The organism is Nocardia arizonensis (assembly GCF_001310275.1).
Classification (GTDB): domain Bacteria; phylum Actinomycetota; class Actinomycetes; order Mycobacteriales; family Mycobacteriaceae; genus Nocardia; species Nocardia arizonensis.
Genome location: NZ_LGYZ01000129.1, coordinates 240,206 through 265,613, shown reverse-complemented (window position 1 = coordinate 265,613; position 25,408 = coordinate 240,206). Strand labels below are relative to the sequence as shown.

The following is a 25,408-nucleotide window of genomic DNA, read 5'->3' as shown; positions in this document are numbered from 1 at the left end:
GGTCGGCGGTGGCAGTGGACGACGGTCCGCGCACGGCGCGCCATCGCGACCGCAGCACCGCCGTCGAGGCGCGCCTGCACTGGCGGCCTGCCGTACTGGTCTACATGTTGGCGACCTGCGCGGCCGCGGCGCTCGTGGTGGCCGTCGCGCTCGGCCGCTGGCAGCCGGTGGTGTTCGCCGCCCCCATGATCGGGGTACTCGCGACCGCGCCATGGCAGATGTCGCGCACCAGGATCCAGGTCGACGGCGGCGGCATACATCGGTGCTTCGAGACCGAGGAGGTGGTGTTCACCGTCGCCGCCTGGGTCGATTCCGGGCACGCCCTGCTGCGGATGAAACCGGAACCGCTGCCCGGACTCGGGATCACGGTGGAGGAGTCGACCGATTCCGGGGAGGCGCCCGCGGGTCTGCGCCTGGCGCTGACCGCCGACCGCTGGGGTCGCTATCCGTCCCACGTGCGGGTTTCGGCATTGAGCCCCGCCGGACTCGCGGTCGCCACCGCGATACTGCCCGCCGGGCAGCTGTTCGTGTACCCGATCACCGATCCGCAGCGGCTTCGGTTGCCGCGCACCGAACTTCCCGACCGCATCGGCGTCCACCTGACCCGCAGGGTCGGTCCGGGCGTCGAATACGCCGATATCCGCGTGTACGCGCCGGGCGATCAACTGCGACTGGTGAACTGGGCGGTGAGCGCGCGGCGCGGGCGGCTGTTCGTCACCGAACGCCACACCAACAGATCCGCGGACGTGGTCGTGCTGGTCGACACCTCGCAGCAGGCGCCGGGGCCTGCCAGCGATTCGCTGGAACTGTCGGTGCGCGGGGCCGCCCAGGTGGTGCAGTCGACCTTGCAGGCGGGGGACCGGACCGCGGTGGTGTGCCTCGGCGGTGCACCGCGCTGGCTGCGCCCCGACATCGGCCGCCGCCAGTTCTACCGGATCGTGGACACCGTGCTCGCCGTCGGCGACGAGCACATCGAGACCACCGGCACCCTCGCCCCGCACGCGGCGGTGCCGCTCGGCGCGATCGTGATCGCCTTCTCCACCCTGCTCGACACCCAGTTCGCGCTGGCGCTGATCGATCTGCGCAAACGGGGACACGTGGTGGTCGTGGTGGATGTGCTGCGCGGCACGCCGTTTCGCGAGGGACTCGATCCGACGCTGGCGCGCATGTGGCAGTTGGAGCGGGCGTCGATGTACCGCGACATGGGTACCGTCGGGGTGGATATCGTGGCCTGGCCCGATGGCGCCCGGCTCGACGAGATCATGCGGCTGCTGCCCGAACACCGCCGGGTCGTGCGGGTGCGCCGATGACGAAATTCCTGGCCGTACTCGCGGGCGTCATGCTGGTGCTCGCGATCTCGCTCATGCTCCCGCTCGCCGGGATCGCCGCGGTCGCCCTGGTGGTGGCCGGCTGGTGGTGGCGTCCGTGCGCGGTGGCCGCGGCGCTGCTCGCGCTGGGTGTCCTGGTACTCGCCGACACCGGCGTGCTGGCGGCCGCCGCCGTTGGACTGGTGGCGACCACCTACCTGCTGAACATCGCCTCGGTATCCGCCCCGGTCGGCGTCGTGCCGACCACCGTCGCCTCGGTCGCGGGCGCGGCCGTGTGCACGGCCTGCGCGGCCGCCGCCGCCCTGCTACCCCTCCGCCTGGCCTGGACCCCCCTGGCCGCCCCCGTCCTGGTAATCCTGCTCTACGCCCTACTGGTCGAAGGACTCGCCGTCCGCCGCCGCCCATCCGAGAGCCCCGGCGGAGAAATGAGGTAGGCACCCCGACTCGCGCTCAACCCGCATTCAAGAGTGTTCCGAGACGCCCGACAGAGCGTTGGGAATTTCCCAACGCGGTCGCTACGATCGAAGCATGGACGAGCAGCTTGTGGCGGTGGGCGCACGTATCCGATCACGCATGTCGTCGGATATGAGCCAGCGGCGACTCGCGGAACTGACCGATATGAAGCCTGATGCGTTGTCGCGAGCGTTGAACGGGCTGCGTGGGTTCTCATCGATCGAGCTCGCACGGATCGCCGATCGTCTGGGAGCGGATCTGCACTGGCTCGTGACCGGACGGCCCGACCCGCACCGCGTCGAGATCGCCGCCCGACACGATTGGGACGAGACCGAGAGTGCGCGGACAAACACGGGACGGCCTTCCGACGAGGGGATTCTCGAGAAGGTCGTCGATGCCTACGGCGCCGCTTTTCCCGACGGGCCTCCCCCGAGTGAGTCGCTACCCGATTCCCCCGCACGTCTGCGAGCCTTGCTGGGCGAAGGGTACGTCCGTCAATACGGTGCAGTCGTCCAGGATCGCCTTGGAGTCGACGTATTTCGCCTACCCGGGCTCACCACGGACTACTCACTCACCATCGGATCCAGGGCGATAGTCATACTCGCCACGACATCGCATTGGTATCGAAGCCACTGGTCGTTGGCGCATGAACTGGCACATCTCGCACTCGGACACCACAATGGACACGAGCCGCCGGGGGAGCGGGATGAACTACCGGCGAATCGATATGCGGCGCAACTTCTGCTCCCGGAACACCTCGTTCTTCGGCAAGACTGGCAACGGATGGATGAGCGCGGCTTGGCGGAATTCCTCTGGCAAGCAGGCGTGTCCACGTTGTCGTTGAAGATTCGGCTCACGGCGCTGGAGATCCAACCATCGGCGAAGGTGGCTGTTGCCCTGGAGCGGACCACCCCCGGATTGATGCGTGACTACGCGGATGACCTCCCGGACATCATCGGCAGCACGCGGCAGGTGACACGGCGACAGCAGGAATCGTCGGCCCGAACTGTTCCGTCGATACTGGTCGATGCGCTACAGCGTCGAGTCGAAATCGGTGAGATATCTCCACAGTACCTCGCCTGGGCGTTGGATGTCCCGGTCGATGAGATCGACTTCCCCGAACCGTATGACGACGATGTCGCTCTCGCCGATGCATACGGGCGGATGCTCGAAGATCGCCCGAGCAGTACCGATGTGCGGGAATGGCTGGCAACAACCGGTCGGTCCACCCGGTGACTCCATCGGAGATCCGCTGGCATCGAATCTCGAACAAACGAGAGACGGTGGTACTCGAGAACTTCTCGTGTACCACCGAGATTCCACGCAGTCCGCAGGGGCGTAGACTTCAGCATCCGAAACCGTGGGAACGTGAGGTCCAAAGCCATTTCCGGCAATGTTCGAAAAGGTTCAAGAACGGTGACTTGGTCCTCATCGGGCAGGATGTGGTGAGCGAAGAGATCGTTTCGGCAGCGCATCTGATATTCGGCGAGCACTCGACATCCGTCTTCTTGTCGCACATCGCCGCGGTAGGCGTGTGTACGGCGGTGCGCGGACAAGGGGGCAAGCTTGCGGACAGTACTCTTCGCGACGCATTCGACGTCATCGTGGAGAAGATGCGACTCGAAGGTCTCGGCAGCGGAGTGGCGACCGCGAACATACATACGCGGAATCTGCCGAGCCAGTCACTTTTCGAACGACTCGGATTCGAGCCGATGTCTGTCCCCATAGGTGAATACCAGAAATGGATTTGCCGCGTCCTGTGAACCCGGTGGGATGTACACCTGTCGACAACACGTGAAGTCCCAGATGATTATCGAGACACCAGGATTGGAACCGTCGCTCGGATCGCGCCACGGGGTGTCTCGGAGCGGCAGTGGGGTGCCGACCGGCACGGCGACCCCACTGTGCGCTCCTCGATTCAGCGGTAGGTCAGGACGACATCCGCGAGGACGGGGGCTTCCTCGCGGTCCACGACCGTTGCGGTGATGACGAGTTCGTTCTCCTCGCGCCAGATCCGGGTGCGGATGGTCTCGCCGGGGTACAGCACGCCCGCGAAGCGCGCGCGGAATCCGGTGACGCGGGAGACATCCGAGTCGAGCACGGTGTCGGTAGCGGTCTTGCACACGATGCCGTAGGTGCACAATCCGTGCAGGATCGGATTCGGGAATCCGGCCGCGCGGGCGAATTCGGGGTCCGAATGCAGCGGGTTGCGGTCGCCGGACATGCGGTAGAGCAGCGCCTGCTGCGGCAGTGTCGGCGTGGTCACGTCGAAGTCCGGTGTCCGGTCGGGCAGTTCGGTCTTGGTGCTCGGTCCGCGTTCACCGCCGAAACCGCCCTCGCCCTTGGCGAAGATGGACGAGCGCGTCGTCCACAGTTCGGTGCCGTCGGAGCCGACGACCGTGTGCTCCTGGACGACCACCGCGGCCGAACCCTTGTCCCACAGTTCGGCGATGCGCGCCTTGCGGGTCGCCTTGCCCGAGGTGGGGATCGGTCCGTGCAGGCGCACCTCCTGGAAGCCGTGCACCACCTTCGCCAGATCGATGTCGATACCGGGGAAGCTCACCTTGGGCGGTTCGGTCTCGTGGAAGGTCGGTGCGACGGCGGCGAAGGTCGGCAGTACCTGCGGCGCGCGGTCGTCGAGGTAGCGCAGTTCGGCGGGATCGGTCCAGCGCGCTCCCGCGCCGAGGCCGAGGTGGTAGAGCTGGATATCGGATGGTGTCCAGGAGAATTCGAGGTCCGGCAGTGCGGCCCCGAGTGCGATGTTCGGGTCGATGGGCATTCGGAACCTCCTGTTACGCCTCGGCGTTCGCGGTCGCCGCCGCGGCCTTCTTGCGGTCGACGATATCGAGCACGGCCAGATAGCCGAAGGTGATGGCGGGGCCGATGGTCGCGCCGGGGCCCGCGTAGGTGTGACCCATGACGGGGGTGCTGGAATTGCCCGAGGCGTAGAGCCCCTCGATCACCGAATTGTCTTCCCGCAGTACGCGTCCCGCGGTGTCAGCGACCAGACCGCCCTTGGTGCCGAGGTCGCCGGGCACGATCTTGGCCGCGTAGTACGGAGCCTGGACCAGTGCGGCCAGGCAGGGATTGGGCTTGACCGTCGGGTCGCCGTAGTAGCGGTCGTAGTGGCTGTCGCCGCGACCGAAATCCTCGTCCTTGCCGGAGGCGGCGAAGGTGTTGAACCGGGTCACGGTGGCGGCAAGGGTTTGCGCGGGTACGCCGATGGCGGCGGCGAGTTCCTCGACGGTATCGGCCTTGACGATGTTGTCGTTCTCGGTCCAGCGCGACGGGAAGCGCAGGCCCGGCTGCAATCCGGCGTAGATGTAGCGGTTGCGGTAGCGCTGGTCGAAGACCAGCCAGGACGGGATGTTCTCGCCCGGCCCGGCGCCTTGTCCGTATTCGCCGCCGTACATGGTGTGCACGGCCTCGACGTAGGGCGCGGATTCGTTGCCGAAGCGCTTGCCCTCGCCATTGACCATGATGCAGCCGGGCAGATTGCGTTCGGCCAGCGCGAACCAGGGCTTGCCGCCCTTGAAGATCGTCGGACCCCACCAGGCGTCCTCCATGAAGCCGACCGCCGCGCCCGCCTCCATGCCCGCGATGATGCCGTCGCCGGTATTGGCCGCCGCGCCCGTGGTCCATTCGGTGGTGATGGGCTGGCGCTGGTACTTGGTGCGCATCTCGGCGTTGTGCTCGAAACCGCCGGCGCCGAGCACGACGCCGTAGCGCGCCCGAAATCGCACGGTCTCGCCGTCGTGTTCGGCCTCGACACCGGTGACCTTGCCGTCCTCGACGATCAGCGTGGTCAGCGGCGTGTTCAGCAGCAGCGGCACCTTCGCGTCCATGAGCCCCTTGCGCATGGCGGCGATGATCGCCTGACCCATCACCATCAGGTGTTTGTTGGTGAACTTGGCCCAGTAGGTGCGCGCGCCGACGCGCATGGCCCGCAACATGCCCTTGGGGTGGCGGCGGATGAGGTTGAGCCGCACGAAGTCGGCCTGGGTCACCGCGACATTGAGCGGCGCCTTCGCATAGGGGGGTTCCAGGTTGAACCGTTCCTCGCCGAGGATCTTGGCGTCGAAGGGTTTCGGTTCGCAGGATCGGCCTTCGCCCAGGCCGCCGGGTGCTTCGGGATAGTAGTCGGAGTAGCCGGGCACCCAGCGCATCTTCAGCGGAGTGTGATCGAGAACGAAGTCGAACGCTTCGGCTCCGCGATCGATGTAGGTGTCGATCCGCTCCTTGGGCACCGCGTCACCGACGATGCTGTGCAGGTAGGTGCGGGCGACCTCGCGGTCGTCGGGCCTGCCGGAGGCTTTGAGCGCCTTGTTGCCGGGTATCCACACGCCGCCGCCCGAACGCGCGGTTGATCCGCCGTAGTGTGCGGCCTTTTCGATGATCACCGCGCTCAGCCCGTGGTGCGCGGCGGTGAGCGCGGCGGTCATGCCCGCGGCGCCGCTGCCGACCACCACCACGTCATATTCCCGATCAGTCATGTAGAACACGTTATAGAATGATGGCGCTATTGGTCTATGTTGAGAGGCAGAAGACTTGCTCGGCGGCGCGACTGTCGACGCAACTCGTTTCAGTTTCGATCCCGGAGTTGAGTGTATGGCCCTCGAATGGGACCTGACCGCGGATGTGGTCGTCGTCGGATACGGCACGGCCGGAGCCTGTGCCGCGCTGGAAGCCGCCGCCGCGGGCGCGCAGGTGCTCGTCCTGGAGCGCTTCACCGGCGGCGGCACCTCCGCGCTGTCCGGCGGCATCATCTACGCGGGCGGGGGTACCTGGGTGCAGCGCGCCGCGGGCGTCGAGGACACCCCGGAACAGATGCTGGCCTACCTGACGCGCGAGGTCGCCGCGGCCGTTCGCCCGGAAACGCTGCGCCGATTCGTCGACCAGAGCCCGGCCATGATCGACTGGCTCGCCGGACACGGCGTCCCCTTCGAACCCTCGCTTTGCCCGTACAAGACCTCCTACCCCAACGACCGCTACTACCTCTACCACTCGGGCAGCGAGGTCTCCGGCCACGGGCGTGAGGTCGCCGAACCGTTCCAACGCGGTCACCGGGTCAAGGGCAAGGGCACCTCGGGCAAGAAGCTCACCGGGCCGCTCATCGCCGCGGCCGCGCGCCACGGGGTCGGGGTGGAAACCCTCACCCGCGTGACCGCGCTGATCACCGACGACAACGGCGCGGTCGTCGGCGTCGAATGCCAGACCCTGCGCGATGCGCCCGGCCGGGTCCGCGAGCGCTACGCCCGGATGGCGAAGATCGCGGCCAAACCCGGCATCTACTACCCGCCGCTGCGCAAGGCGCTGGAGAAGCGACTCGACGCGCTGGACCGCCGCTACGGCCGCACCATCCGGGTGCTGGCCCGGCGCGGGGTGATCCTCACCGCGGGCGGATTCATCGGCAACCGCGCCATGGTCGCCGAATACGGGCCGCAGTACCGCGACGGCCTCGCCCTCGGCACCACCGGCGACGACGGCAGCGGCATCCGCATGGCCGAACAGGTCGGCGCGGCCACCGACCGAATGGGCAATATCTCGGCGTGGCGGTTCCTGCTGCCGCCGAGTTCGTTCACCGGATGCGTCCTGGTCGACGCCGCGGGCAGCCGGGTCATCGACGAGACGCGCTACGGCGCCGCGGTCGGGCACGCACTGGTCAACAAGCACGACGGCAAGGGCTGGATACTCGCCGACGCGGACCTCATGCGCACCGCGCTGTCGCAGATCCACAAACAGGGCGCCTGGTTCCAGCGCGCACAGTTCGAGGCCATGCGTCGCACCGCCGTGCGCGGGAACACACTCGAGGAGGTCGCCGTCCGAGCCGGCGTAGACCCCGACGGCCTGCGCGCCACCGTCGCCGCGCACAACACCGCCATCGCCGAGGGCCTGCCGGACCCGGTCGGCAAGCCCGCCGAATTCACCGAACCGGTGCGCGCCGCGCCGTTCTGGTTGTTGGATGTCGGTATCGCTCCCAGCCTCATCAATCCGTGCCCGATGCTCACCCTCGGCGGCGTGGTCGTGGACGAGGACACCGGCGCGGTCAAGAATGTCGCGGGACAGGACATTCCGGGACTCTACGCGGCGGGCCGCACGGCGGTCGGCATCTGCTCGGACTCCTATGTGAGCGGACTGTCGCTGTCGGACTGCGTCTTCTCAGGACGTCGCGCCGGGGCGCAGGCCGCGGCCGCGACCTGGACGCAGGCTCTCGCACCCGCGTCCGACGCCCGATAACACCACCGGAAGGAAACAGCGTGCTGTCCGACGCGGTACGAACCGAACTCGCCGACGAACTCGCCCTCGCCGAACGCGACCGGGTCGCCGTCGACAAACTCGTCGACCGGTATCCCGATATCGACGTGGTCGACGCCTACGAGATCCAGCTCATCAATATCCGGCGGCGTATCGCCGACGGCGCGACCGTGGTCGGCCACAAGGTCGGTCTGTCGTCGAAGGCGATGCAGCAGATGATGGGCGTGGACGAACCCGACTACGGCCACCTGCTCGCCGATATGCAGGTCTCGGAAGAGGTTCCGGTCGACACCGGCCGCTATCTCATCCCGCGCGTCGAGGTCGAGGTCGGATTCGTCCTCGGCGCCGACCTGCCCGGCGAGGAATGCACCGAGGCCGACGTACTGGCCGCGACCGTCGCCTACGCGCCCGCCATCGAACTGATCGACTCCAGGATCAAGGACTGGAACATCGGTCTGTGCGACACCATCTCCGACAATGCCTCCTCGGCGGGCTGGGTGCTCGGCCGGGAGCGGGTGGCGCCGAAGGATATCGATATCAAGGCCATCGACGCCGTGCTCACCCGCAACGGCGAGGTCGTCGCCGAGGGCCGCAGCGACGCGGTGCTGGGCGACCCGGTCATCGCCGTCGCGTGGCTGGCCCGCAAGGTCGCCTCCTTCGGGGTCCGGTTGAAAGCGGGCGACATCGTGCTGCCCGGTTCCTGCACCCGCGCCATCGACGCGCGCCCCGGCGACGCCTTCCACGCCGAGTTCGCCGGACTCGGTTCCGTCCGACTGCAATTCACCTGATCACACCGATATCAGATACCGCCATCCTCGAGGAGGCCCCATCGTGACAACCAACGGGACCGTCACCGCCGCGATCATCGGCTCCGGCAACATCAGTACCGACCTGCTCTACAAACTGCTGCGCTCGGAGCGGATCGAACCGCGCTGGATGATCGGTATCGATCCTGACAGCGAAGGTCTGAAGCGGGCTCGGGGGCTGGGTCTGGAGACCTCGCACGAGGGTGTCGACTGGCTGCTGTCGCAGCCCGAACTGCCCGAGCTGATCTTCGAGGCCACCTCGGCGTACGTGCACCGGGCCGCCGCGCCCCGCTACGCGGAGGCCGGTATTCGCGCGGTGGATCTCACCCCCGCCGCCGTCGGCCCCGCGGTGGTGCCGCCGGTGAACCTCGACGCCAATATCGACGCGCCGAATGTCAACATGATCACCTGCGGCGGCCAGGCCACCATCCCGATCGTCGCCGCGGTGTCGCGGGTCGTGCCCGTGCCCTACGCCGAGATCGTCGCCTCGGTGTCGTCGGTGTCGGCCGGACCGGGCACCCGCGCCAATATCGACGAGTTCACCAAGACCACCTCGCGCGGGGTGGAGACCATCGGCGGCGCGCAGCGCGGCAAGGCCATCATCATCCTGAACCCCGCCGAACCGCCGATGATCATGCGCGACACCATCTTCTGCGCGATCCCCGAGGACGCCGACACCGACGCCATCGCCGATTCCATCCACCGCATGGTCACCGACATCCAGCAGTACGTGCCCGGCTACCGGCTGCTCAACGAACCGCAGTTCGATCCGCCGTCGGTGGTATCCGGTGGTATGGCCAAGGTTTCGGTCTTCGTCGAGGTCGAAGGCGCGGGCGACTTCCTGCCGCCCTACGCGGGCAACCTCGACATCATGACCGCCGCCGCCACCCAAGTCGGCGAAGTCATCGCCGAACAAATCGTCTCGGCTCGCGTGTGAGGAGCGCCGACATGAGCATTTCCACAGAATTCGACATCCGCGTCACCGACACCTCGTTGCGCGACGGGTCCCATCACAAGCGCCACCAGTTCACCGGCGAGGACGTGCGCAATATCGTCGGCGCGCTCGACGCCGCGGGCGTGCCGGTCATCGAGGTCACCCACGGTGACGGACTCGGCGGTTCCTCGTTCAACTACGGTTTCTCCAAGACCCCCGAACAGGAATTGGTCAAGATCGCGGCCGAGACCGCGAAACAGGCCAAGATCGCGGTGCTCATGCTGCCCGGCGTCGGCGTCAAGGAGGACATCAAGGTCTCCCAGGACAACGGCGCTTCCATCTGCCGCATCGCGACCCACTGCACCGAGGCCGACGTCTCCATCCAGCACTTCGGACTCGCCCGCGACCTCGGACTGGAAACCGTCGGCTTCCTGATGATGTCGCACACCCAGCCGCCGGAGGTGCTGGCCAAGCAGGCCCGCATCATGGCCGACGCGGGCTGCCAGTGCGTCTACGTGGTCGACTCGGCGGGCGCGCTGGTGCTCGAGCAGGTCTCCGATCGCGTCGCGGCGCTGGTCGCCGAACTCGGTGACGACGCGCAGGTCGGTTTCCACGGCCACGAGAACCTCGATCTCGCCGTGGCGAATTCGGTGTACGCGGTGCGCGCCGGCGCCAGGCAGATCGACGGCAGCGCCCGTCGTTTCGGCGCGGGCGCGGGCAATACGCCGGTCGAGGCGTTCGTCGGCGTCTGCGACAAGATCGGCATCAAGACCGGCATCGATTTCTTCGCCATCGCCGACGCCGCCGAGGACGTTGTCCGTCCGGTCATGCCGCAGGAATGCCTACTCGACCGCCAGGCCCTCATGATGGGCTACGCCGGCGTCTACTCCAGCTTCCTCAAGCACGCCGAGCGCCAAGCCGAGCGCTACCACGTCTCCGCGGCCGAAATGCTCGTCCGCGCGGGCAAGCGCAACCTCGTCGGCGGCCAGGAGGACCAGCTCATCGACATCGCCCTCGAACTCCAGCGCGAACAATCCGCCTAGTCCCACCGCGGGCCGCGCCGTCCCGGGCGCGGCCCGTTCCATATCCGATGCCGCGACCGCGACGTTTGCCGTGGCGGATCCCGGCATGGACCGGGCGCCGCTCTTCGATGAACTGTTGTCGAAACCGTCGTCTCCGGTTCAGGTCGATCGGGTCGCGGCGGGTGCGGGAATCCGGTATTCCGTATCTGTGAGAATGCGGTTTCGGGGCGGGGGTCGCGGATGCGGGGGTGGTAACGGATGATCTGTCCGCACTGTTCGGTGAATCTGTTGCGCCGCGAGCGCAACGGGCGCGTGTGCGGTGGGTGCAAGCGGCCCTTCGCGCTTGAACCGAAGGAGAGCGTGCTCGGCCTGCACGACATCCGGGTGCGCGCACTGGCCGACAAGCTCGGTGACGGGCGCGGACTGCGCTACGCCCTGCCGCAGTTGTGGTACGCGGCCTCGCGCAAACACATGCCCGATCTGGACAAGCGGTTCCTCGGGCGGCGCTTTCTGGTATCGGTGCCCATTGTCGGCTTGGGCGTGCTCGGCATCATCGGCGGTGCGTTCCCGGCCGGACCCGCGCTCGCCGTGATCCTCGGCGCGGTGATCCTGGTCAACATCGCGATGACGGCGTTCAAGGCGCGGATCGTGCGCGGGATGCCGGTGAAGATGCCCGTGCCGTACGAGAAGTTCCGCGCCGAGGTGCTCGACCGGTGGGGCAAGGTCTACGGCGGTCCGCCGCCGGGGTCGATTCCCGAAGGCGCCGCGCCGCCGCCCGGTCCGCCGCGGCCCCGGCTCGCGGCGGTGTGCCCCGACCGCGGTGTCCTGGCCTGCCTCGCCGCCAATGATGCCGCGGGCGCCTGGGGCATGGCGTTGGCCGATCGCCTTGAACATCTGCCGCCCGGGGTGCCGGTGCTGATCCTGCACGACGCGAGCGTGGCGGGTCTGCGTTTCGCCGCCGAGACCCAGGCCGCACTCGGCCCGCGCGCCGTTCCGGTCGGCATCGCCCCTCGCGCGCTGCTCGACAAGGAGAAGGCGCTGCGGCTGCGCCACGGCCGTCCCGAACCGGACGAACTCCAGCGCCTGCGCGCGGGGTCGGTGTCGGAGGCCGAGATCGCCTGGCTGGCCGACGGCTGGTGGTCCCCGCTCGCCGCGGTGCCGCCCGCGAAACTGCTGGCCGCGGTCGGCAGTGCCGTCCAGCGGGTCGAGGACGCGGGCGATCCCGACCGCCGCCGCGCCCGCGCCGTCGGTTTCCTGACATGGCCGACCGGTTGAGCGAGGCGATCCGCACGGTAGGTTCTCTGACGTGGCCGACCCGGTGAGAACGCAGGTATTCGGCCGTGCGCTGCGCGTCGCGGTCACGCGGGCCGCGGCGCCGAGCGGTATCCGGTTCACCGAGCGTCAGCTCTACTACGAACTGTGCCGCGTACTGCTTCCGGTGCCGCGCCGCATGCGCCCCGGTTTCACGGTCGCCGCACCGGTGCGCTACGCCGATTTCCGCGCCGCGCTAGACGGTCTCGGCCCCGTTCCCGGATTGCTGTCACCGCACCCGGTCCGGCCGCGGGCGGCGGGCGAGCACACCCCCGAACCCGACCTGTTCGACTACGGGCTGCCGCGCCTGCTGATCTGCGAATCCGATTCCGTCGCACAGATGTTGCGCGCCAACGGCGTACCGATGGAATCGGCCTGCCCGGTCTACGGCGCGGGTGAACTCCCGCTGGACCGACGGCTTGGCGACATGCTGTCGTCGGTCCCGGACTCCGCGATCTTCGTCCTGCACGACGCGAGCGCCCGCGGCATGACCTTCCCGGCCCGCCTGCCCGAACTCACCGGGATACCCGCCGGGGTGCGCGTGGTGCCCATCGGCCTGCGCCCCCGGCACGCGAGCGCCCTGCACCTGACCCACCTGCCCGGTCCGATCGCCGATCCGGCGGCCGAACTCGAACCGCCCGAACGCGCCTGGCTGAACCGGGGCCGCGGCGCCGAGGTGGAATCGGTGCGTCCGGCCTCGCTGCTGCGCACTGTGCACCGCCTGGTGCGTGAGGTGCGACCGCGCGTCACCGCCACCCACCTGCGCCGCGTCCGCGCGACCGGATTCCTCACCTGGCCCACCGCATGAAAGGGACTGCCCATGTCGGTGCGACAGCAGATCACCTACACCGATGAATTGCTCGCCGACGGAACCGTGCACCGTCGCTATTCCGACGGTCGCCAGGAATGGCGCACGCGCGGAAACGGCGTGGTGTCCTGGCGCGACGACCGCGCCGACTCCGGCACCGACGAATCGTTGGGCCCCAAACTGATCAAACGCGTGCACCGCGACGGCGCCGTCCGATACGGCCGCGAATGCGGCTACGGCCGCACCCTGTGGGGTGGTGGCGTCCTCACCGTCAATAGATCCTCCTTCGGCGGACGACTCGGCGCGATCCTGGCCGGTGTCGCGGGCGGTGTCCTGCTCGGAAGTCTGATCGACCCACCGGATTTCCTGTCACCGGACCAAGAGGAGGAACTGCGCAGGCAGGCTGCCCAGCAGTCGAGTTCGGACGGCGGTTCCTCCGATTACGGGGACTGGGGCGATGATTCCGGCGGCGACGACGGCGGCGATTTCGGTTAGGAGGCGCGATGGCGCGGTGGTGTGCGTTCCGCACCGATGACCCGGCCACGGCGGTCCGCGCGGTCGGCGCGGAACCGTCGGTGCGCTCCCATGCCATCGGCGCGCTGGACGAGAGCGAAACATTCGGTGTCACAGGGTATTCCGCCGTCGGCACGGTGACGCTGTTCAACGCGGCGGTATTACGCGCCCGGCTCGGCGCGGATACACCGGTCGACTGCTCCGACGGTGAACTGCTGTTGCGCACCTACGCCCGGTTCGGCGTCGACGGAGTCGCCCGCGCCGAAGGCATGTTCGCGATGGCCGTGCTCGACGGCGAGGAGCTGGTGCTGATCCGCGATCACGTCGGCGCCCGGACGCTGTTCTACGCGCGTGCGGGCCGCGACTGGGCGGCGTCGAATACGTTGCGGATGCTCACCGCATGGCCCGCGCTGCGCACCGGACTGCATCTGCCCGCGGTGCGCTCGTTCCTGACCTTCGCCTATCTTCCCGGCCGTGACACCCTGTTCCGCGACGTGTTCGAGGCGCTGCCGGGACGCTGTCTGCGCCTGCGTGCGGACGGCACGCACACCGAGGAGACGTTCTGGGAGCCGCGCGAGACGGCCGACGACCGACCGGCCGCCGAACACGCGTTGACCCTGCGCGCCCTGCTCGAGGCGGCGACCGTGCGCAGACTACCCGCGGGCGAACCGGTCGCGGTGCTGCTCTCGGGCGGAATCGACAGCAGCCTGGTCACCGCGCTGGCCGCGAAGAACCATGACCAGTCGGTGCGCTCGTACTCCATCGCCTTCACCGGCACCACCCCGAACGAGCTCGCCTATTCGGGGCTGGTCGCCGTGCACTGCCACACCGAACACCGGGTGCTCACCGTGCCCGGTGAGACGGTGGCCGCCCGGCTCGCCGAAACCGTCGGCCTGCTCGACTGCCCCGTGGGTGACCCGCTGACCGTGCCCAATCTGCTGCTCGCCGAGGCCGCGGCCGCGGACGGCGCGCGGGTGGTGCTCAACGGCGAGGGCGGCGACCCGGTCTTCGGCGGACCCAAGAACCTGCCGATGCTGATCTTCGAACTGACCCGCGACGATCCCGACCCGCGCGCCCGCGAACTCGCCTACCTCGACAGCTACCGCAAGTGCTATGCGGACCTGCCCGCGCTGCTCGCGCCCGACGCGCTCGCCGAACTGCGCGACGCCCCGCCGCTCACCGACCTGGTCGCCCCCTATCTCGGCCCCGGCCACATGACCAGCCTGCTCAACCGGCTGCTGCACACGAATCTGCGCACCAAGGGCGCGCACCATATCCTCACCAAGGTGGAACGGCTCACCGCCGCCGCGGGCGTGCAGGGCCGTTCGCCGCTGTTCGACCGCGATGTCATCGACTACGCCTTCCGCGTGCCGCCACGGCAGAAACTGGCGGGGGCCGTCGAGAAGTGGATTCTCAAACAGGCCGTGCGCGACCTGCTGCCCGGCACCATCATCGACCGGCCGAAGAGCGGTATGCGGGTGCCGGTGCAGCAGTGGCTGTCGGGTCCGCTGCGCGATCTCGGCCACGAACTGCTGCTCGGGCGTTCCGCGCGGGCCCGCGGACTGTTCCGCGAGGACACCATTCGCGCCTGGTTGCGCGGGGACGGCGCGCTGCTGCCGCGCCAAGGCGGCAAGCTGTGGCTGGTGCTGTCGCTGGAACTGTGGTTGCGCGCCTTCGAGGTGTGAACCGGCGGCGGCGCGGATCGAGAGAGGAGTCACCACCGGATGTCCGACACCCGGATCAAATACGACGCGGACGAGGAGAACGAGGTCCACGAGGTGGCCGGCTTCCGGGACGCGGGGCGCAATGCGGTGACCCCCGTGGCGACGTTTCCGCCGGAGGTCGCGCTGGCGGTGGTCGGCGCCTTGGCCGATATCGTGCGCAAGGCGAAATCGGCGGCCGCGGCGACTGCCCCCGATGCCGACGGCATCGTGCGGTCACAGACCTTCGAGGAGGGCGAGGTCTACATGATCGAGAAACCCTTCGACGGATTCTTCGCCGACCGGTATCTGATGGATTTCTACGACGTCACCGAACGCGGCGTCTGTTCGCGCATGCACCTGCACACCGGACTGCGTTTCGTCCGCATGATGACCGGTCCCGACACCCGTATCCGGGTCGGCAGCCTGTCCCCGTTCGACGTGACCTTCATCGAGGGCGTGACCCCGTTCCGCCCCGAACAGTTCACCGACGACCTGCCCGACACCCCGCCCGGCATCCACCGCACCCGTCACAACCTGATAGTCCCGCCCTGCTCCTTCGTCGACATGCAGATCCCCCGTGGCGTGAGCCACCAGTTCAACGCCATAGGCGAGCACGCGGTCATCGATTCGGTTCATCCCGAGGAATCCATCGAGGTCTTCCGCGAACGCATGTCCGGATTCCGCATGACGGCCCAAACCGTCTTCCTCAGCGAAGACCTACCCGAAGCCGCCACCTGCGCCGATATTTCCGGTTGAGGGTGTTGTCGAGGCTCCTATACTGAGAAGACGTGTGCACGGTCGGGCGGTGGGGGTGCCCGGCGCCAGACGGATAGTCCATCGGCGGTCGCCGATCAGTCGCAGCGTGCGGCCGCCCCCTCTCCTCTCGGAGGGAGTGCAGCATGACCGATCCGACTCATGTCAAAGCCTGTCTGACCTGCCGCGATTACGCCGATCCGGTGCTGGCGGCCTTTCTGGTGCCCGATCCGGTGGTCAGCGGCGGCTGCATACTCCACCTGCTCGAACAGGCGCCGCTGCGTGCGGGCCTCACCATGCCCCACCCCGACCTGATCACCCTCATCCAGGCGCACGCCGACCCCACCAGCGCCGTCCGCGCGGAATTCCGCACCTTCCCGCCCCGCGTCGTCGACCCGGCCCCCGCCCGCGTCATCTTGCGTGAGCACGCCATCGCGGTCGTTGGGGTCGGCCTCGACACCGCCGACCCCGACGACATGGCCCGGCTGTCCCTGCTCCCCGAGCACACCATGGGGCAGCGCCGCGTCGATGATTTCCAGGACGAGGCCGTCCGCGAGGCCATGCTCGCCATCTACAACCACTTCGCCGTGGACCAGCGAATCCCCCTCTTGTACCACGGCTACGCCGACCCCACCACCGGCTGGTTCGCCCTCCCCACCGCCGCCGCCTGACTTCGCGGCCGCTGGCCTATGACGAAAGAGCCGCCCCGTTGACAGGGCGGCTCTTTCGGGATTTCGGATCACAACCAGGTGTCGAGGGTTGTGGTGGTGAGGAAATGGTCGAGGTCGGCTCGCCAGGGTGCCGGGGTGGTCTTCTCCGGTTCGATGGCGGTGTACTGACCTCGGTAGAACAACAGGGGCCTGCCGGAGTCTGTGGACTCCGACAGGGCCTGCACGCGGCCGATCACGATGTGGTGATCGCCGCCGTCGACGACGCGATCCACCGTGCACTGGATCGTGGCGAGCGCGTCGTCCAGGAGCGGGAGCTCCAGCTCTGAGGTGTGCCAGTCGATTCCGGCGAACTTGTCGGGTTCGCGGGAGCCGAAGCGGGCACAGGTGGGCTGCTGCTGTTCGGCGAGCACGTTCACGGCGAAACGTCCGCGCGCCTCGATGGCCGCCCAGGATCGTGAGGTCTTGGTGGGGCAGAACAGCACCAGCGGCGGCTCAAGCGACAGCGCCGCGAAGGACTGACAGGCGAAGCCGACGGGGGCCGCGTCGCTGTCGAAGCTGGTGATCACCGTGATACCGGTGCAGAACTGCCCCAGCACATTACGGAACCGGCGCGGATCGATCTCCGGTTCCGTCGCGGATTCGCCGACCCCGTCCGTCATTGCGGTCGCTGACCCACCGTGAAATCGTGACCCCACAGGCTCACGGCGGTCGATTCCCGGGCGATCCACGATTCGTCCTCGACTTCGAGTCCCTCGCAACCGTATTCGACGTCGAAACCGCCGGGCGTCTTCATGTAGAACGACAGCATCTTGTCGTTGACGTGCCTGCCGAGCGTCGCCGACATCGGCACCTTCTTGCGCAGCGCGCGATCGAGCGCGAGTCCGACGTCGTCGGACTTCTCGACCTCGAGCATGAGGTGCACGATGCCGCTCGGCGTCGGCAGCGGCAGGAAGGCCAGCGAGTGATGGCGCGGGTTGCAGCCGAAGAACCGCAGCCACGCCGGTTCACCGTCGGCGGGCCGCCCGACCATCTGCGGCGGCATCCGCATGGAGTCACGCAGCCGGAAGCCGAGCACGTCGCGGTAGAAGGTGAGTGCCGCGGCGTCGTCGGTGGTGCTCAGCACCACGTGACCCAGGCCCTGCTCCTCGGTGACGAAACGGTGCCCGTAGGGAGTGACCAGCCGCCGCGATTCCAGCGCGACGCCGTGGAACGCCTCGAGGATATTGCCCGACGGGTCCTCGAAGCGGATCAGCCCGTCCACCCGCCGGTCGAGCAACTCGGCCTTGGTGCCCTCCTTGAAGGGCACGCCCGCGGCGTCCAGCCGGTCACGCACATCCTGGAGTTCACCGGCGTCGGCGGTCTCCCAGCCGGAAACCAGCAGTCGGTCCGCATCGCCCGGCACGATGACCAGGCGGGCGGGGAATTCGTCCATACGCAGGTAGAGCGCGTCGGGATCGGTGCCCTTGCCCTCGACCATGCCGAGTACCTTGAGGCCGTATTCACGCCAAGCCGCCATATCGGTGGCCTGGATGCGCAAATACCCCAGTGACCGAATGCCCATCATCCCTCCTTACGACCGGCCAGGAAGTCGGCCGCCAGCCTGTTGAACTCGTCGAACTTCTCGAGTTGCGCCCAGTGTCCGCAGCCACCGAAGACGTGCAGTTGCACGCGCGGGATCATCTTGGTGGCGACGATGGCGCCGTCGATCGGATTGACCCGGTCCTCGCGACCCCAGATCAGCAGCACCGGCTGGCGCAGTTTGTACGCCTCGCGCCAGAGCATGCCCTTCTCGAAGTCGGCGCTCGCGAACGATTTGCCCATCGCCCTCGTCGCCGCCAGCGATTCCGGTTCGCTGGCCGAGGCGAAGCGTTCCTCGATGAGTTCCTCGGTGATCAGCGACTGGTCGAAGACCATGATCCGCAGGAACGCCTCGAGATTGGCCCGCGTCGGTTCGACATTGAACTTGCTGAGGTTCTTCACGCCCTCGGTCGGGTCGGGCGCGAAGACGTTGACGCTCAAACCGCCCGGACCCATGAGCACGAGCTTGCCCGCGCGGTCGGGGTTGTCGAGCGCGAAGCGCACCGCGGTGCCGCCGCCGAGCGAATTGCCCAGCAGATGCACGCGTTCGGTGATCCCGAGGTGGTCGAGCAGATCCTTCAGTGCCGTCGAGCTGTGCACGAAGTACTGCGGGTGGTCGACGGGCTTGTCCGAACGGCCGAAGCCGGGCTGGTCCACCGCGAGTACGTGGAAGTTCCGCGCCAGCACCGGGATATTGCGGGCGAAGTTGGACCAGGACGACGCACCGGGCCCGCCGCCGTGCAGCAGCACGATCGTCGGCCCGTTGCCGACCCCCGCCTCGTGGTAGTGCAGTTTCAGATCCGTACGCACCTGGGCGTACCGGGATGTGGATTCGTAGGTGAGTTCCACCGTCGAGGTCACGGAATGTCCTCCTACACCATGCCGTCGGTGACAGGCAGGCCGAATTCGTGCGTGCCGAACATGACGTAGGCGCGCTCGGGATCGTTGGAGGCGTGCACCCGGCCCGCATGCGCGTCACGCCAGAAGCGTTGCAGCGGCGTGCCGTTGGCCAGGGCAGTCGCGCCGGAGGCTTCGAACAGCTTGTCGATGGAGGCGATGGCGCGCCCGGTCGCGCGGACCTGGTCGCGACGGGCCCGCACGCGCAGGTCGAAGGGAATCTCCTTGCCCGCGAGCAGCAGGGCGTATTCGTCGGCCACATTGCCCGACAGCTGACGCCAGGCGGCGTCGATATCGCTGGCGGCCTCGGCGACGCGGACCTTGGTGAAGGGGTCCTCCTTGGCCTTCTCGCCCGCGTATGCCGCGCGCACGCGCTTGCCCTGGTGTTCGACATGGGCGGCGTAGGCGCCGTACGCCATGCCGACGATGGGCGCGGAGATCGTGGTGGGATGCACCGTGCCCCACGGCATCTTGTAGACCGGATCGGTGTTCTGTTCCAGGCCGGGCGATTTCAGTTCGTTCATGGCGCGGAAGCTGAGGAAGCGGTGCCGCGGCACGAAGACGTTCTCGACCACGACGGTGTTGGAGCCGGTACCGCGCAGGCCGACCACGTTCCACACGTCATCGATGCGGTATTCGCTGCGCGGAATGAGGAAGCTGCCGAAGTCGACCGGCTTGCCGTCCTTGATGACCGGTCCGCCGACGAAGACCCAGTCGGCGTGGTCGGAGCCGGAGGACCAGGCCCACGAGCCGTTGACGGTGTAGCCGCCCTCGACCACGGTGCCCGCGCCCATCGGGGCGTAGGAGGAGGAGATGCGCACCTCGGTGTCGTTACCCCAGACCTCTTCCTGGGCCTGTTGGGAGAACAGGGCCAGATGCCAGTTGTGCACGCCGAGGATGCCCGCGCACCAGCCGGTGGACCCGCAGGCGCTCGCGATCTTGCGGACGGTGTCGTAGAACACCACGGGATCGGCGGCGAGTCCGCCCCACTGCCTTGGCTGGAGCAGGCGGAAGAAGCCGGTCTCCTGGAGGGCCTTGATCGTCTCGTCGGGGATGCGTCGAAGGTCCTCGGCCTCCTGCGCCCGTTCGCGCAGCATCGGCAACAGCGCTTCGACCCGTTCGGTCACTTCTTGCGTCATCTCGGGACCTGCTCCTGCCTGGTCGGATTGGTAACCGGTACTCGTTTGCTCTCGAGCACTCGCGTGCCTTGAGACTAGAACACGTTCCTATCAGTGTCGAGAACGGCTGTTCATTCAGTGGGAATCAAGGGCTGGTGCTGGAAGTAGCCCGAATCGCTGGCGCCCAACGCGACATTTTTGTAACGTGTTCTAGTACAGAAGGAGGAGGATTCGCGATGGCAGTTACCCCACCGGGGAGCGGTGCGAGGATCAGGGAACTCGATGTCGGTTCCACACCGAGCCGCTATGCCCGGGGATGGCATTGCATCGGCCTGGCCAAGACGTTCCGGGACGGCAAGCCGCACGCGGTGAACGTCTTCGGTACCAAACTCGTCGTCTGGGCCGACAGCGACGGCGAGTTGCGCGTGCTCGACGCCTACTGCCGCCACATGGGCGGCGACCTGAGCATGGGCGAGGTCAAGGGCGGCGACATCGCCTGCCCGTTCCACGACTGGCGCTGGTCCGGCACGAACGGCAAGTGCACGGCGATCCCGTACGCCCGGCGCGTGCCGCCGCTGGCCCGCACCCGCAAGTGGACCACCCTCGAACGCAACGGCCAGCTGTTCGTCTGGCACGACCACGAGGGCAACGAGCCCCCGCCGGAGGTCACCATCCCGCATATCGTCGGCCCATACACCGACGCGGCGGGAAACCCGGTCGAACAGCTCGACAGCGGGTGGACCGACTGGACGTGGAATTCGATGCTCATCGAAGGCGCCAACTGCCGCGAGATCATCGACAACGTGGTCGACATGGCGCACTTCTTCTACATCCACTTCGCCTTCCCGACCTACTTCAAGAACGTCTTCGAAGGTCATATCGCCACCCAGTTCCTGGAGACCAAGGGCAGGCCCGATATCGGCATGGCGTCCAAGTACGGCGGCGACACCCTGCTGAAGTCGGAGGCGTCCTATTTCGGACCCTCCTACATGATCAACCCGCTGATCAACATCTACAGCGGATACGAGGTCAGAAGCGTCCTGATCAACTGCCACTACCCGGTGACGCAGGACTCCTTCGTGCTCCAGTGGGGCATCACGCTGGAGAAGCCGCAGGGCGTCGAAGGCGAGATGGCCGACAAACTGGCCACGAAGATGACCGAGGGCATCAGCGTCGGCTTCCTCCAGGACGTCGAGATATGGAAGCACAAGTCCAAGGTCGAGAATCCGCTGCTGTGCGAGGAGGACGGCCCTGTCTACCAGCTGCGCCGCTGGTACGACCAGTTCTACGTCGACGTCGCCGATGTCACCGAGAAGATGACCCAGCGTTTCGAGTTCGAGGTGGACACCACCAAGGCCAACGAGGCGTGGGAGGCCGAGGTCGCCGAGAATCTGCGGCGCAAGGCCGACGAAGCCGACTCCGATCAAGCGGAGGCGAGTGTCTGATGGCCGCGACCTGGGCCAAGGCACCCGACTTCGCCGATCAGCCCGCCAGGCGCGCCGCGGTGCAGGCCCAGACTGTCATCGACAAACAGCGCTATCTCGAGGAAGGTCTGGCACCGCTGCGGTGCCAGACCTGCCACACACAGGTGCTGGTCCGCAAGGCCAGTTCGCATCAGACCTCGGTGCAGTGGACCGGCAATCCGGCCGACCACTGCCCCGTCTTCGCCGAACTGGCCGCCAAGGGCAACGCTCCCGGCCGCCCCGACACCTGCGCGCAGTTGGAGAAGACCATCAAATGGGCGGTCGACGAGGGAGTCATCGAGATCGCCGATTAGTCATCTACGCGGTCGAGGATCGGACCGAGCTCGTCGTCCGGCCGCGCTCGCCCAACACGATTCGGATCACCTCGTCGGCGTAGCCTTCGACCTGCGGAATGACCGTCGACAGGTCGTCGGTGTGCTCGGCGAATGCCGACAGTGCCGTGCCTCGAATCACCGATCGAATATCCCCCGCGCCGACTGCGACTCCCTGGTCGACGAGGGCGGATAATCGTGACGAAGCGGCTCGGACGAGTGTCTCGGGATCAAAGATTTCCGGCTCGCCGGCTCGTCGGCGGCACACCACGACAGAGTCCAAGTTGGAAGGCTCCATGGCAGCCGCCTTCGTTACGCTGGTTGTCATCTCCCCTTTGATTGGTTGCACGGAGGTAATTCGCAATCCTGCCGCGTGCAGTGCGCTGACCAGTTCGACCCAACCGTGTACGCGAGCATGATGAAAGGTGAACGCTAGGAGCCCATCTGCCCGTAGGACCCGGCCGCACTCAGTCCAGACTTGTCGGATCGCATGTCCGAATTCGGCGGCGTCCGCGTGCTGGACTTCGCCCTCCGAACGTGTGGAGTCAGATTTCGGATATCCGTCGTAGGGGCTGATCATCTTCAGCCAAGCATGGAAGAAGTCGGCCAACTCCGCGTAGTGAACGTTGTCCATATACGGGGGATCGGTGATGACAAGGTCGACATACCCGTCCGGAATATCGGTGAATGCAGAGTTTTTCGTCGTGACATACGCCTTGATATCGGCGTTGCGATGGAACTCTTCGAATGACGTTGCGAGAGCGGTTTCCAGCGGTCGCGATATGCCGCTTACTCTTTCGACACCGCCGCGCATCGGAACAAGGTCGGTGGGCATCCGCTTGTAGTCGTGTGCGCGGATAAGTCTGCTCTTCATCAGCGTGGAGAAGGAGCCGGAAGAATGTGGTGTCCCCCATGGGTGCGCTTCCAATGGTGTGCGTTCCGGTTTGAGGACGTGGTGGGAGAACATATGCCGTACGGCACCGGTACCTTCGCCCTTGAAGGAGCAGAACATATTGTTGAACTCGAGTGTACCGGAAAATAATGCGCACAAGGCTTCGCGAGTTTCCGGTTCGGTGTCGAGGTCACGTACAGCCCGCGCCAGCAGTGCCAAGGAATAGAGTTGCCGGGCATTGAAGAAATCCCGCCACTCGACGAATCCCCACCGTCGCGCTTGGTCGGTATTGTTACCGGGTGCGAGTATGCCTGCGGGCAAGACGAGGTCGGAACTCGTGGAAAGTCGAGTCTCGCAATCTCTGTAGAGTTCGCGGTCCCAGGTGGTGATCGGTTCGTAGGTTTTCCGGCCTGTCTCGGAGACAACCAACTTCGCGTACATCTCATAGTCCGGTCGACGTCCTCGCAATGCCGCGACGATCTTCGATACGTGACCGCGGCGGCAGGTCATTTCCGCTCGGCGCACCGCGCCGTTCGGGCTGATGGTGTGCCCGTTTCGGCAAATGGCCTCGGTGAAGTCGTGGGTGCTCTCTTGGATGTCGAGACAGTCGGGACAAACTATCTGGGCGGACGGTATCCGCTTCGGGTAGGCGTGCTTCGAGAATATTGGCGAATCGAAAAGTCGTACCGCGCATCCGCAGTCCGGGCATTCTGCCACCGCTACCCAGAAATAATATAGTACTGTTCGCCCGTCCTCGGCCCGGTGAACGCGGTCGATCTCGTCTCGGCAGCTTGCCTCGACCAACTTGTACCCGGTCGAGAGGGCTTCTGTATCCCAGGTCTGGAGTGCCTGACGCTGCACGAGAGTGGCCACGGGATTTATATCGAAGGCGATGGCCCGGGCACCTAGTTTGACCGCCTCGACTGCGATAGTCCCTGATCCCGCGAACGGATCCAGGACAGTCATATCAGCAAGCACAGTTTGCTCGCTGTAGCGCCGCATGGCTTCCGTTGCGTCGGACGATACTGCCGCGGTAATTACCCCACGGAAAACCGTCCCCAACCGCTTCGCCCACCACTTGTGGGTACTGGTTGCGGGTCGGTGCACTTCTTTGCGCCACGATTCCTTCTCGGCCGCGCTCGAGAGTGTCGCTGCGGGAAAGTCGTCTTCCAGCGCGGATCTTGCGGGGAGCGCGGGTGCCCGGGAGGATCCGACCGAATCGAACAAAGGGATTGTCACAGGCGACTCCGTGCTTCTTCTGCGTAGTCGAGATCCTCGGTGGACATACGGACGCCCGTGTCTTTCTCCCGTCCCCGCACACGGTACGCGACGAACTCGTGTCGGATACCTGCGGTCGGGTTCGGTCCGTACTTCTTCACCAATTTATTGGTGATCAGGTTGAATTCATAAGAGATAACAACATTGTCGACCTCGGCTCGGGTAAGGCCGCCGACGGCGACCAATTCAGGCGAGCTGACTCGATGTCGCGCGGGAAGTATGAGCGTACCGAGACCGATTGTTCCCTCGACCAGTGCGAACGGTGTCGGGACGACGTACATCTTCCGATCACGAACACGGATATCACCGTAGGAGCCGAAACCGAGGAAGGATTTGTTGCTGTGTACGTACGTGTCGTTCGTGCTGAGGAAACTTCCGTGACAGATCACAAGGTCGATGACAGGATACGTTACGTCGCCGTTCGCCTTGGGGTAGCGGCCAAATATGTAGAAGACTGTACGGCCGTTATGTGTACCAGCGGGGACCTGTGAATTCGAATCGTAGTCGGCCCAACGGCCGGGATGAGCGAGTCCTTTGACTTCGTAACCTTCTGGATGGTGTGCGAGTCTGAAGTCAGGGTAGGTGTTCCGACCCGGCAGTTCATAGGTGAGTCCACATTCGACCAAGCGCTCCTCCACCCAGTTCTGAAAATGGAACTCTTTGTCGGATTCGCTTACGCGCCATATGTGGTCACCGTCCTTCCGTGCTCGTTCGCAAGCGATGAAGACCTGTTCGACTGTGGACACCATGCTCCCTCCCGCACGACTCTGCACGCCAACAGTAGTCAGAGGCACCGACACGGTGATGCGACTGGGTCAGTCCATGTGGAAGTCGGCGAAGTCGAATCCCGGCGAAACAATACAGCTGACCAGCACGTATTCGTCGCCCGCGGGGCGAGCCGCCTGGCTGGTCCCCGCGGGCACGATCGCCTGCGGGACCTGCCCGTGCTCCACCTCGGGGCCGAGCACGATCTCCTCGCCCCCGATATCGAGGATCAGCGGCCCGCCGCGGTGCCACAGCCACACCTCGTCGGAGGCGACGGTGTGCGGCGCCGATCGCTCACCCGGCATGAGCAGGAAGTAGATTCCGGTGGCGCTGGCTCGTTCGCCCGGATAACCCTCGGGTGCGAATGTTATTGTGGTGCGCCAGGTTTCGCGATACCAGCCGCCTTCGGGATGTGGCGCGAGATCGAGGGCGGCGGCCGGCGGCGGTCGATTGTCGCTCATCCGGCCCACCTTAGTGACGCGGCCGGTCCGCGATGCGCCCGGTGATGCCGATGAAGTCGACGGTGTC

Annotated in this window: 25 protein-coding genes; 16 read left to right on the top strand and 9 right to left on the bottom strand. The window is 66.6% G+C overall.

Annotated elements, in window-relative coordinates; genetic code table 11:
• Window positions 1-8: 8 nt before the first annotated feature.
• The 4 genes from APZ21_RS30095 (at window position 9) to APZ21_RS34905 (ending at window position 3,544) form a co-directional block, all read left to right on the top strand.
• Complete coding sequence (locus tag APZ21_RS30095) at window positions 9-1,310, top strand: DUF58 domain-containing protein (protein ID WP_239476898.1); 1,302 nt, start codon at window positions 9-11, stop codon at window positions 1,308-1,310.
• Window positions 1,307-1,762, top strand: a complete 456-nt coding sequence (locus APZ21_RS30090) for a hypothetical protein (protein WP_054816637.1) — start codon at window positions 1,307-1,309, stop codon at window positions 1,760-1,762. Before APZ21_RS30095 ends, APZ21_RS30090 begins: the two co-directional genes overlap by 4 nt.
• A 94-nt stretch (window positions 1,763-1,856) precedes the next feature.
• A complete protein-coding gene (locus APZ21_RS30085) occupies window positions 1,857-3,017 on the top strand; it encodes an XRE family transcriptional regulator (RefSeq protein WP_054816636.1) in 1,161 nt (386 codons plus the stop codon).
• A gap of 209 nt (window positions 3,018-3,226) precedes the next feature.
• Entirely contained in the window at window positions 3,227-3,544 is a 318-nt protein-coding gene (locus APZ21_RS34905; protein ID WP_162240396.1) for a hypothetical protein, read from the top strand.
• Window positions 3,545-3,699: 155 nt separating this feature from the next.
• Here APZ21_RS34905 and APZ21_RS30075 read toward each other — a convergent pair whose 3' ends face one another.
• The gene (locus APZ21_RS30075; RefSeq protein WP_054816634.1) at window positions 3,700-4,560 is read right to left on the bottom strand and encodes a MaoC/PaaZ C-terminal domain-containing protein; all 861 of its coding nucleotides are present in this window, start codon (window positions 4,558-4,560) and stop codon (window positions 3,700-3,702) included.
• A 13-nt stretch (window positions 4,561-4,573) separates the two neighbouring features.
• Window positions 4,574-6,274: a 3-oxosteroid 1-dehydrogenase gene (gene kstD / locus APZ21_RS30070; protein WP_082393567.1), complete on the bottom strand. Its 1,701-nt coding sequence runs from the start codon at window positions 6,272-6,274 to the stop codon at window positions 4,574-4,576.
• A gap of 115 nt (window positions 6,275-6,389) precedes the next feature.
• Between kstD and APZ21_RS30065 the strand changes: the two genes are divergently transcribed.
• The 10 genes from APZ21_RS30065 (at window position 6,390) to APZ21_RS30020 (ending at window position 16,557) form a co-directional block, all read left to right on the top strand.
• Window positions 6,390-8,018, top strand: coding sequence for an FAD-binding protein (locus APZ21_RS30065; protein ID WP_054816632.1), 1,629 nt, complete (start codon window positions 6,390-6,392; stop codon window positions 8,016-8,018).
• Between the two features lie 20 nt (window positions 8,019-8,038).
• The gene (locus APZ21_RS30060; RefSeq protein ID WP_054816631.1) at window positions 8,039-8,824 is read left to right on the top strand and encodes a 2-keto-4-pentenoate hydratase; all 786 of its coding nucleotides are present in this window, start codon (window positions 8,039-8,041) and stop codon (window positions 8,822-8,824) included.
• Between the two features lie 43 nt (window positions 8,825-8,867).
• Complete coding sequence (locus APZ21_RS30055) at window positions 8,868-9,779, top strand: acetaldehyde dehydrogenase (acetylating) (RefSeq protein ID WP_054816630.1); 912 nt, start codon at window positions 8,868-8,870, stop codon at window positions 9,777-9,779.
• An 11-nt stretch (window positions 9,780-9,790) separates the two neighbouring features.
• Complete coding sequence (gene dmpG / locus APZ21_RS30050) at window positions 9,791-10,819, top strand: 4-hydroxy-2-oxovalerate aldolase (protein WP_054816629.1); 1,029 nt, start codon at window positions 9,791-9,793, stop codon at window positions 10,817-10,819.
• A gap of 237 nt (window positions 10,820-11,056) precedes the next feature.
• Window positions 11,057-12,073, top strand: a complete 1,017-nt coding sequence (locus APZ21_RS34505; RefSeq protein WP_054816628.1) for a hypothetical protein — start codon at window positions 11,057-11,059, stop codon at window positions 12,071-12,073.
• 43 nt (window positions 12,074-12,116) lie between these two features.
• Window positions 12,117-12,917: a hypothetical protein gene (locus tag APZ21_RS30040; protein ID WP_054816694.1), complete on the top strand. Its 801-nt coding sequence runs from the start codon at window positions 12,117-12,119 to the stop codon at window positions 12,915-12,917.
• A gap of 12 nt (window positions 12,918-12,929) precedes the next feature.
• Window positions 12,930-13,412 (top strand): hypothetical protein, encoded by a 483-nt coding sequence (locus APZ21_RS30035; protein WP_054816627.1) that lies wholly within the window; start codon window positions 12,930-12,932, stop codon window positions 13,410-13,412.
• 8 nt (window positions 13,413-13,420) lie between these two features.
• Complete coding sequence (locus APZ21_RS30030; protein ID WP_054816626.1) at window positions 13,421-15,115, top strand: asparagine synthetase B family protein; 1,695 nt, start codon at window positions 13,421-13,423, stop codon at window positions 15,113-15,115.
• A 39-nt stretch (window positions 15,116-15,154) separates the two neighbouring features.
• Complete coding sequence (locus APZ21_RS30025) at window positions 15,155-15,889, top strand: hypothetical protein (RefSeq protein WP_054816625.1); 735 nt, start codon at window positions 15,155-15,157, stop codon at window positions 15,887-15,889.
• Window positions 15,890-16,032: 143 nt separating this feature from the next.
• On the top strand, window positions 16,033-16,557 hold the full coding sequence (locus APZ21_RS30020) for a hypothetical protein (protein ID WP_054816624.1): 525 nt from the start codon (window positions 16,033-16,035) through the stop codon (window positions 16,555-16,557).
• A 68-nt stretch (window positions 16,558-16,625) separates the two neighbouring features.
• On the opposite strand, the gene hsaB is transcribed toward APZ21_RS30020, so the two are convergent.
• Genes hsaB through hsaA form a run of 4 tightly spaced genes read right to left on the bottom strand, consistent with a single transcriptional unit; the run spans window position 16,626 to window position 20,171 of the window.
• Complete coding sequence (gene hsaB / locus APZ21_RS30015; protein WP_054816623.1) at window positions 16,626-17,216, bottom strand: 3-hydroxy-9,10-secoandrosta-1,3,5(10)-triene-9,17-dione monooxygenase reductase subunit; 591 nt, start codon at window positions 17,214-17,216, stop codon at window positions 16,626-16,628.
• The gene (gene hsaC, locus APZ21_RS30010; protein ID WP_054816622.1) at window positions 17,213-18,118 is read right to left on the bottom strand and encodes an iron-dependent extradiol dioxygenase HsaC; all 906 of its coding nucleotides are present in this window, start codon (window positions 18,116-18,118) and stop codon (window positions 17,213-17,215) included. Before hsaC ends, hsaB begins: the two co-directional genes overlap by 4 nt.
• Entirely contained in the window at window positions 18,118-18,996 is an 879-nt protein-coding gene (gene hsaD / locus APZ21_RS30005; RefSeq protein WP_054816621.1) for a 4,5:9,10-diseco-3-hydroxy-5,9,17-trioxoandrosta-1(10),2-diene-4-oate hydrolase, read from the bottom strand. The genes hsaC and hsaD overlap by 1 nt, the downstream gene beginning before the upstream one ends.
• A gap of 11 nt (window positions 18,997-19,007) precedes the next feature.
• Window positions 19,008-20,171 carry a 3-hydroxy-9,10-secoandrosta-1,3,5(10)-triene-9,17-dione monooxygenase oxygenase subunit gene (gene hsaA, locus APZ21_RS30000; protein ID WP_054816620.1) on the bottom strand — a complete coding sequence of 388 codons (1,164 nt, stop codon included), beginning with the start codon at window positions 20,169-20,171 and terminating at the stop codon, window positions 19,008-19,010.
• A 215-nt stretch (window positions 20,172-20,386) separates the two neighbouring features.
• Here hsaA and APZ21_RS29995 point away from each other — a divergent pair, with 215 nt between their 5' ends.
• Both APZ21_RS29995 and APZ21_RS29990 read left to right on the top strand, forming a co-directional pair.
• Entirely contained in the window at window positions 20,387-21,595 is a 1,209-nt protein-coding gene (locus tag APZ21_RS29995; protein ID WP_054816619.1) for a 3-ketosteroid-9-alpha-monooxygenase, oxygenase component, read from the top strand.
• A complete protein-coding gene (locus APZ21_RS29990; protein WP_054816618.1) occupies window positions 21,595-21,927 on the top strand; it encodes a hypothetical protein in 333 nt (110 codons plus the stop codon). The genes APZ21_RS29995 and APZ21_RS29990 overlap by 1 nt, the downstream gene beginning before the upstream one ends.
• A gap of 4 nt (window positions 21,928-21,931) precedes the next feature.
• Here the strand turns inward: APZ21_RS29990 and APZ21_RS29985 are convergent, their stop codons facing one another.
• The 3 genes from APZ21_RS29985 to APZ21_RS29975 form a co-directional block, all read right to left on the bottom strand.
• Window positions 21,932-23,839, bottom strand: coding sequence for a DNA methyltransferase (locus tag APZ21_RS29985; protein WP_204249180.1), 1,908 nt, complete (start codon window positions 23,837-23,839; stop codon window positions 21,932-21,934).
• A 233-nt stretch (window positions 23,840-24,072) separates the two neighbouring features.
• Window positions 24,073-24,864 carry a hypothetical protein gene (locus tag APZ21_RS35270; protein WP_054816617.1) on the bottom strand — a complete coding sequence of 264 codons (792 nt, stop codon included), beginning with the start codon at window positions 24,862-24,864 and terminating at the stop codon, window positions 24,073-24,075.
• Window positions 24,865-24,930: 66 nt separating this feature from the next.
• On the bottom strand, window positions 24,931-25,341 hold the full coding sequence (locus tag APZ21_RS29975; protein WP_054816616.1) for a cupin domain-containing protein: 411 nt from the start codon (window positions 25,339-25,341) through the stop codon (window positions 24,931-24,933).
• Window positions 25,342-25,408 lie beyond the last annotated feature (67 nt).

Coding starts and splice junctions, on each gene's coding strand:
- APZ21_RS30090 (WP_054816637.1), top strand. CDS start 1,307: ATGACGAAATTCCTGGCCGTACTCGCGGGCGTCATGCTGGTGCTCGCG.
- APZ21_RS30085 (WP_054816636.1), top strand. CDS start 1,857: ATGGACGAGCAGCTTGTGGCGGTGGGCGCACGTATCCGATCACGCATG.
- APZ21_RS30075 (WP_054816634.1), bottom strand. CDS start 4,560: ATGCCCATCGACCCGAACATCGCACTCGGGGCCGCACTGCCGGACCTC.
- kstD (WP_082393567.1), bottom strand. CDS start 6,274: ATGACTGATCGGGAATATGACGTGGTGGTGGTCGGCAGCGGCGCCGCG.
- APZ21_RS30065 (WP_054816632.1), top strand. CDS start 6,390: ATGGCCCTCGAATGGGACCTGACCGCGGATGTGGTCGTCGTCGGATAC.
- dmpG (WP_054816629.1), top strand. CDS start 9,791: ATGAGCATTTCCACAGAATTCGACATCCGCGTCACCGACACCTCGTTG.
- APZ21_RS34505 (WP_054816628.1), top strand. CDS start 11,057: ATGATCTGTCCGCACTGTTCGGTGAATCTGTTGCGCCGCGAGCGCAAC.
- APZ21_RS30035 (WP_054816627.1), top strand. CDS start 12,930: ATGTCGGTGCGACAGCAGATCACCTACACCGATGAATTGCTCGCCGAC.
- APZ21_RS30030 (WP_054816626.1), top strand. CDS start 13,421: ATGGCGCGGTGGTGTGCGTTCCGCACCGATGACCCGGCCACGGCGGTC.
- APZ21_RS30025 (WP_054816625.1), top strand. CDS start 15,155: ATGTCCGACACCCGGATCAAATACGACGCGGACGAGGAGAACGAGGTC.
- APZ21_RS30020 (WP_054816624.1), top strand. CDS start 16,033: ATGACCGATCCGACTCATGTCAAAGCCTGTCTGACCTGCCGCGATTAC.
- hsaB (WP_054816623.1), bottom strand. CDS start 17,216: ATGACGGACGGGGTCGGCGAATCCGCGACGGAACCGGAGATCGATCCG.
- hsaC (WP_054816622.1), bottom strand. CDS start 18,118: ATGGGCATTCGGTCACTGGGGTATTTGCGCATCCAGGCCACCGATATG.
- hsaA (WP_054816620.1), bottom strand. CDS start 20,171: ATGACGCAAGAAGTGACCGAACGGGTCGAAGCGCTGTTGCCGATGCTG.
- APZ21_RS29995 (WP_054816619.1), top strand. CDS start 20,387: ATGGCAGTTACCCCACCGGGGAGCGGTGCGAGGATCAGGGAACTCGAT.
- APZ21_RS29990 (WP_054816618.1), top strand. CDS start 21,595: ATGGCCGCGACCTGGGCCAAGGCACCCGACTTCGCCGATCAGCCCGCC.
- APZ21_RS29985 (WP_204249180.1), bottom strand. CDS start 23,839: ATGCGGCGCTACAGCGAGCAAACTGTGCTTGCTGATATGACTGTCCTG.
- APZ21_RS35270 (WP_054816617.1), bottom strand. CDS start 24,864: ATGGTGTCCACAGTCGAACAGGTCTTCATCGCTTGCGAACGAGCACGG.
- APZ21_RS29975 (WP_054816616.1), bottom strand. CDS start 25,341: ATGAGCGACAATCGACCGCCGCCGGCCGCCGCCCTCGATCTCGCGCCA.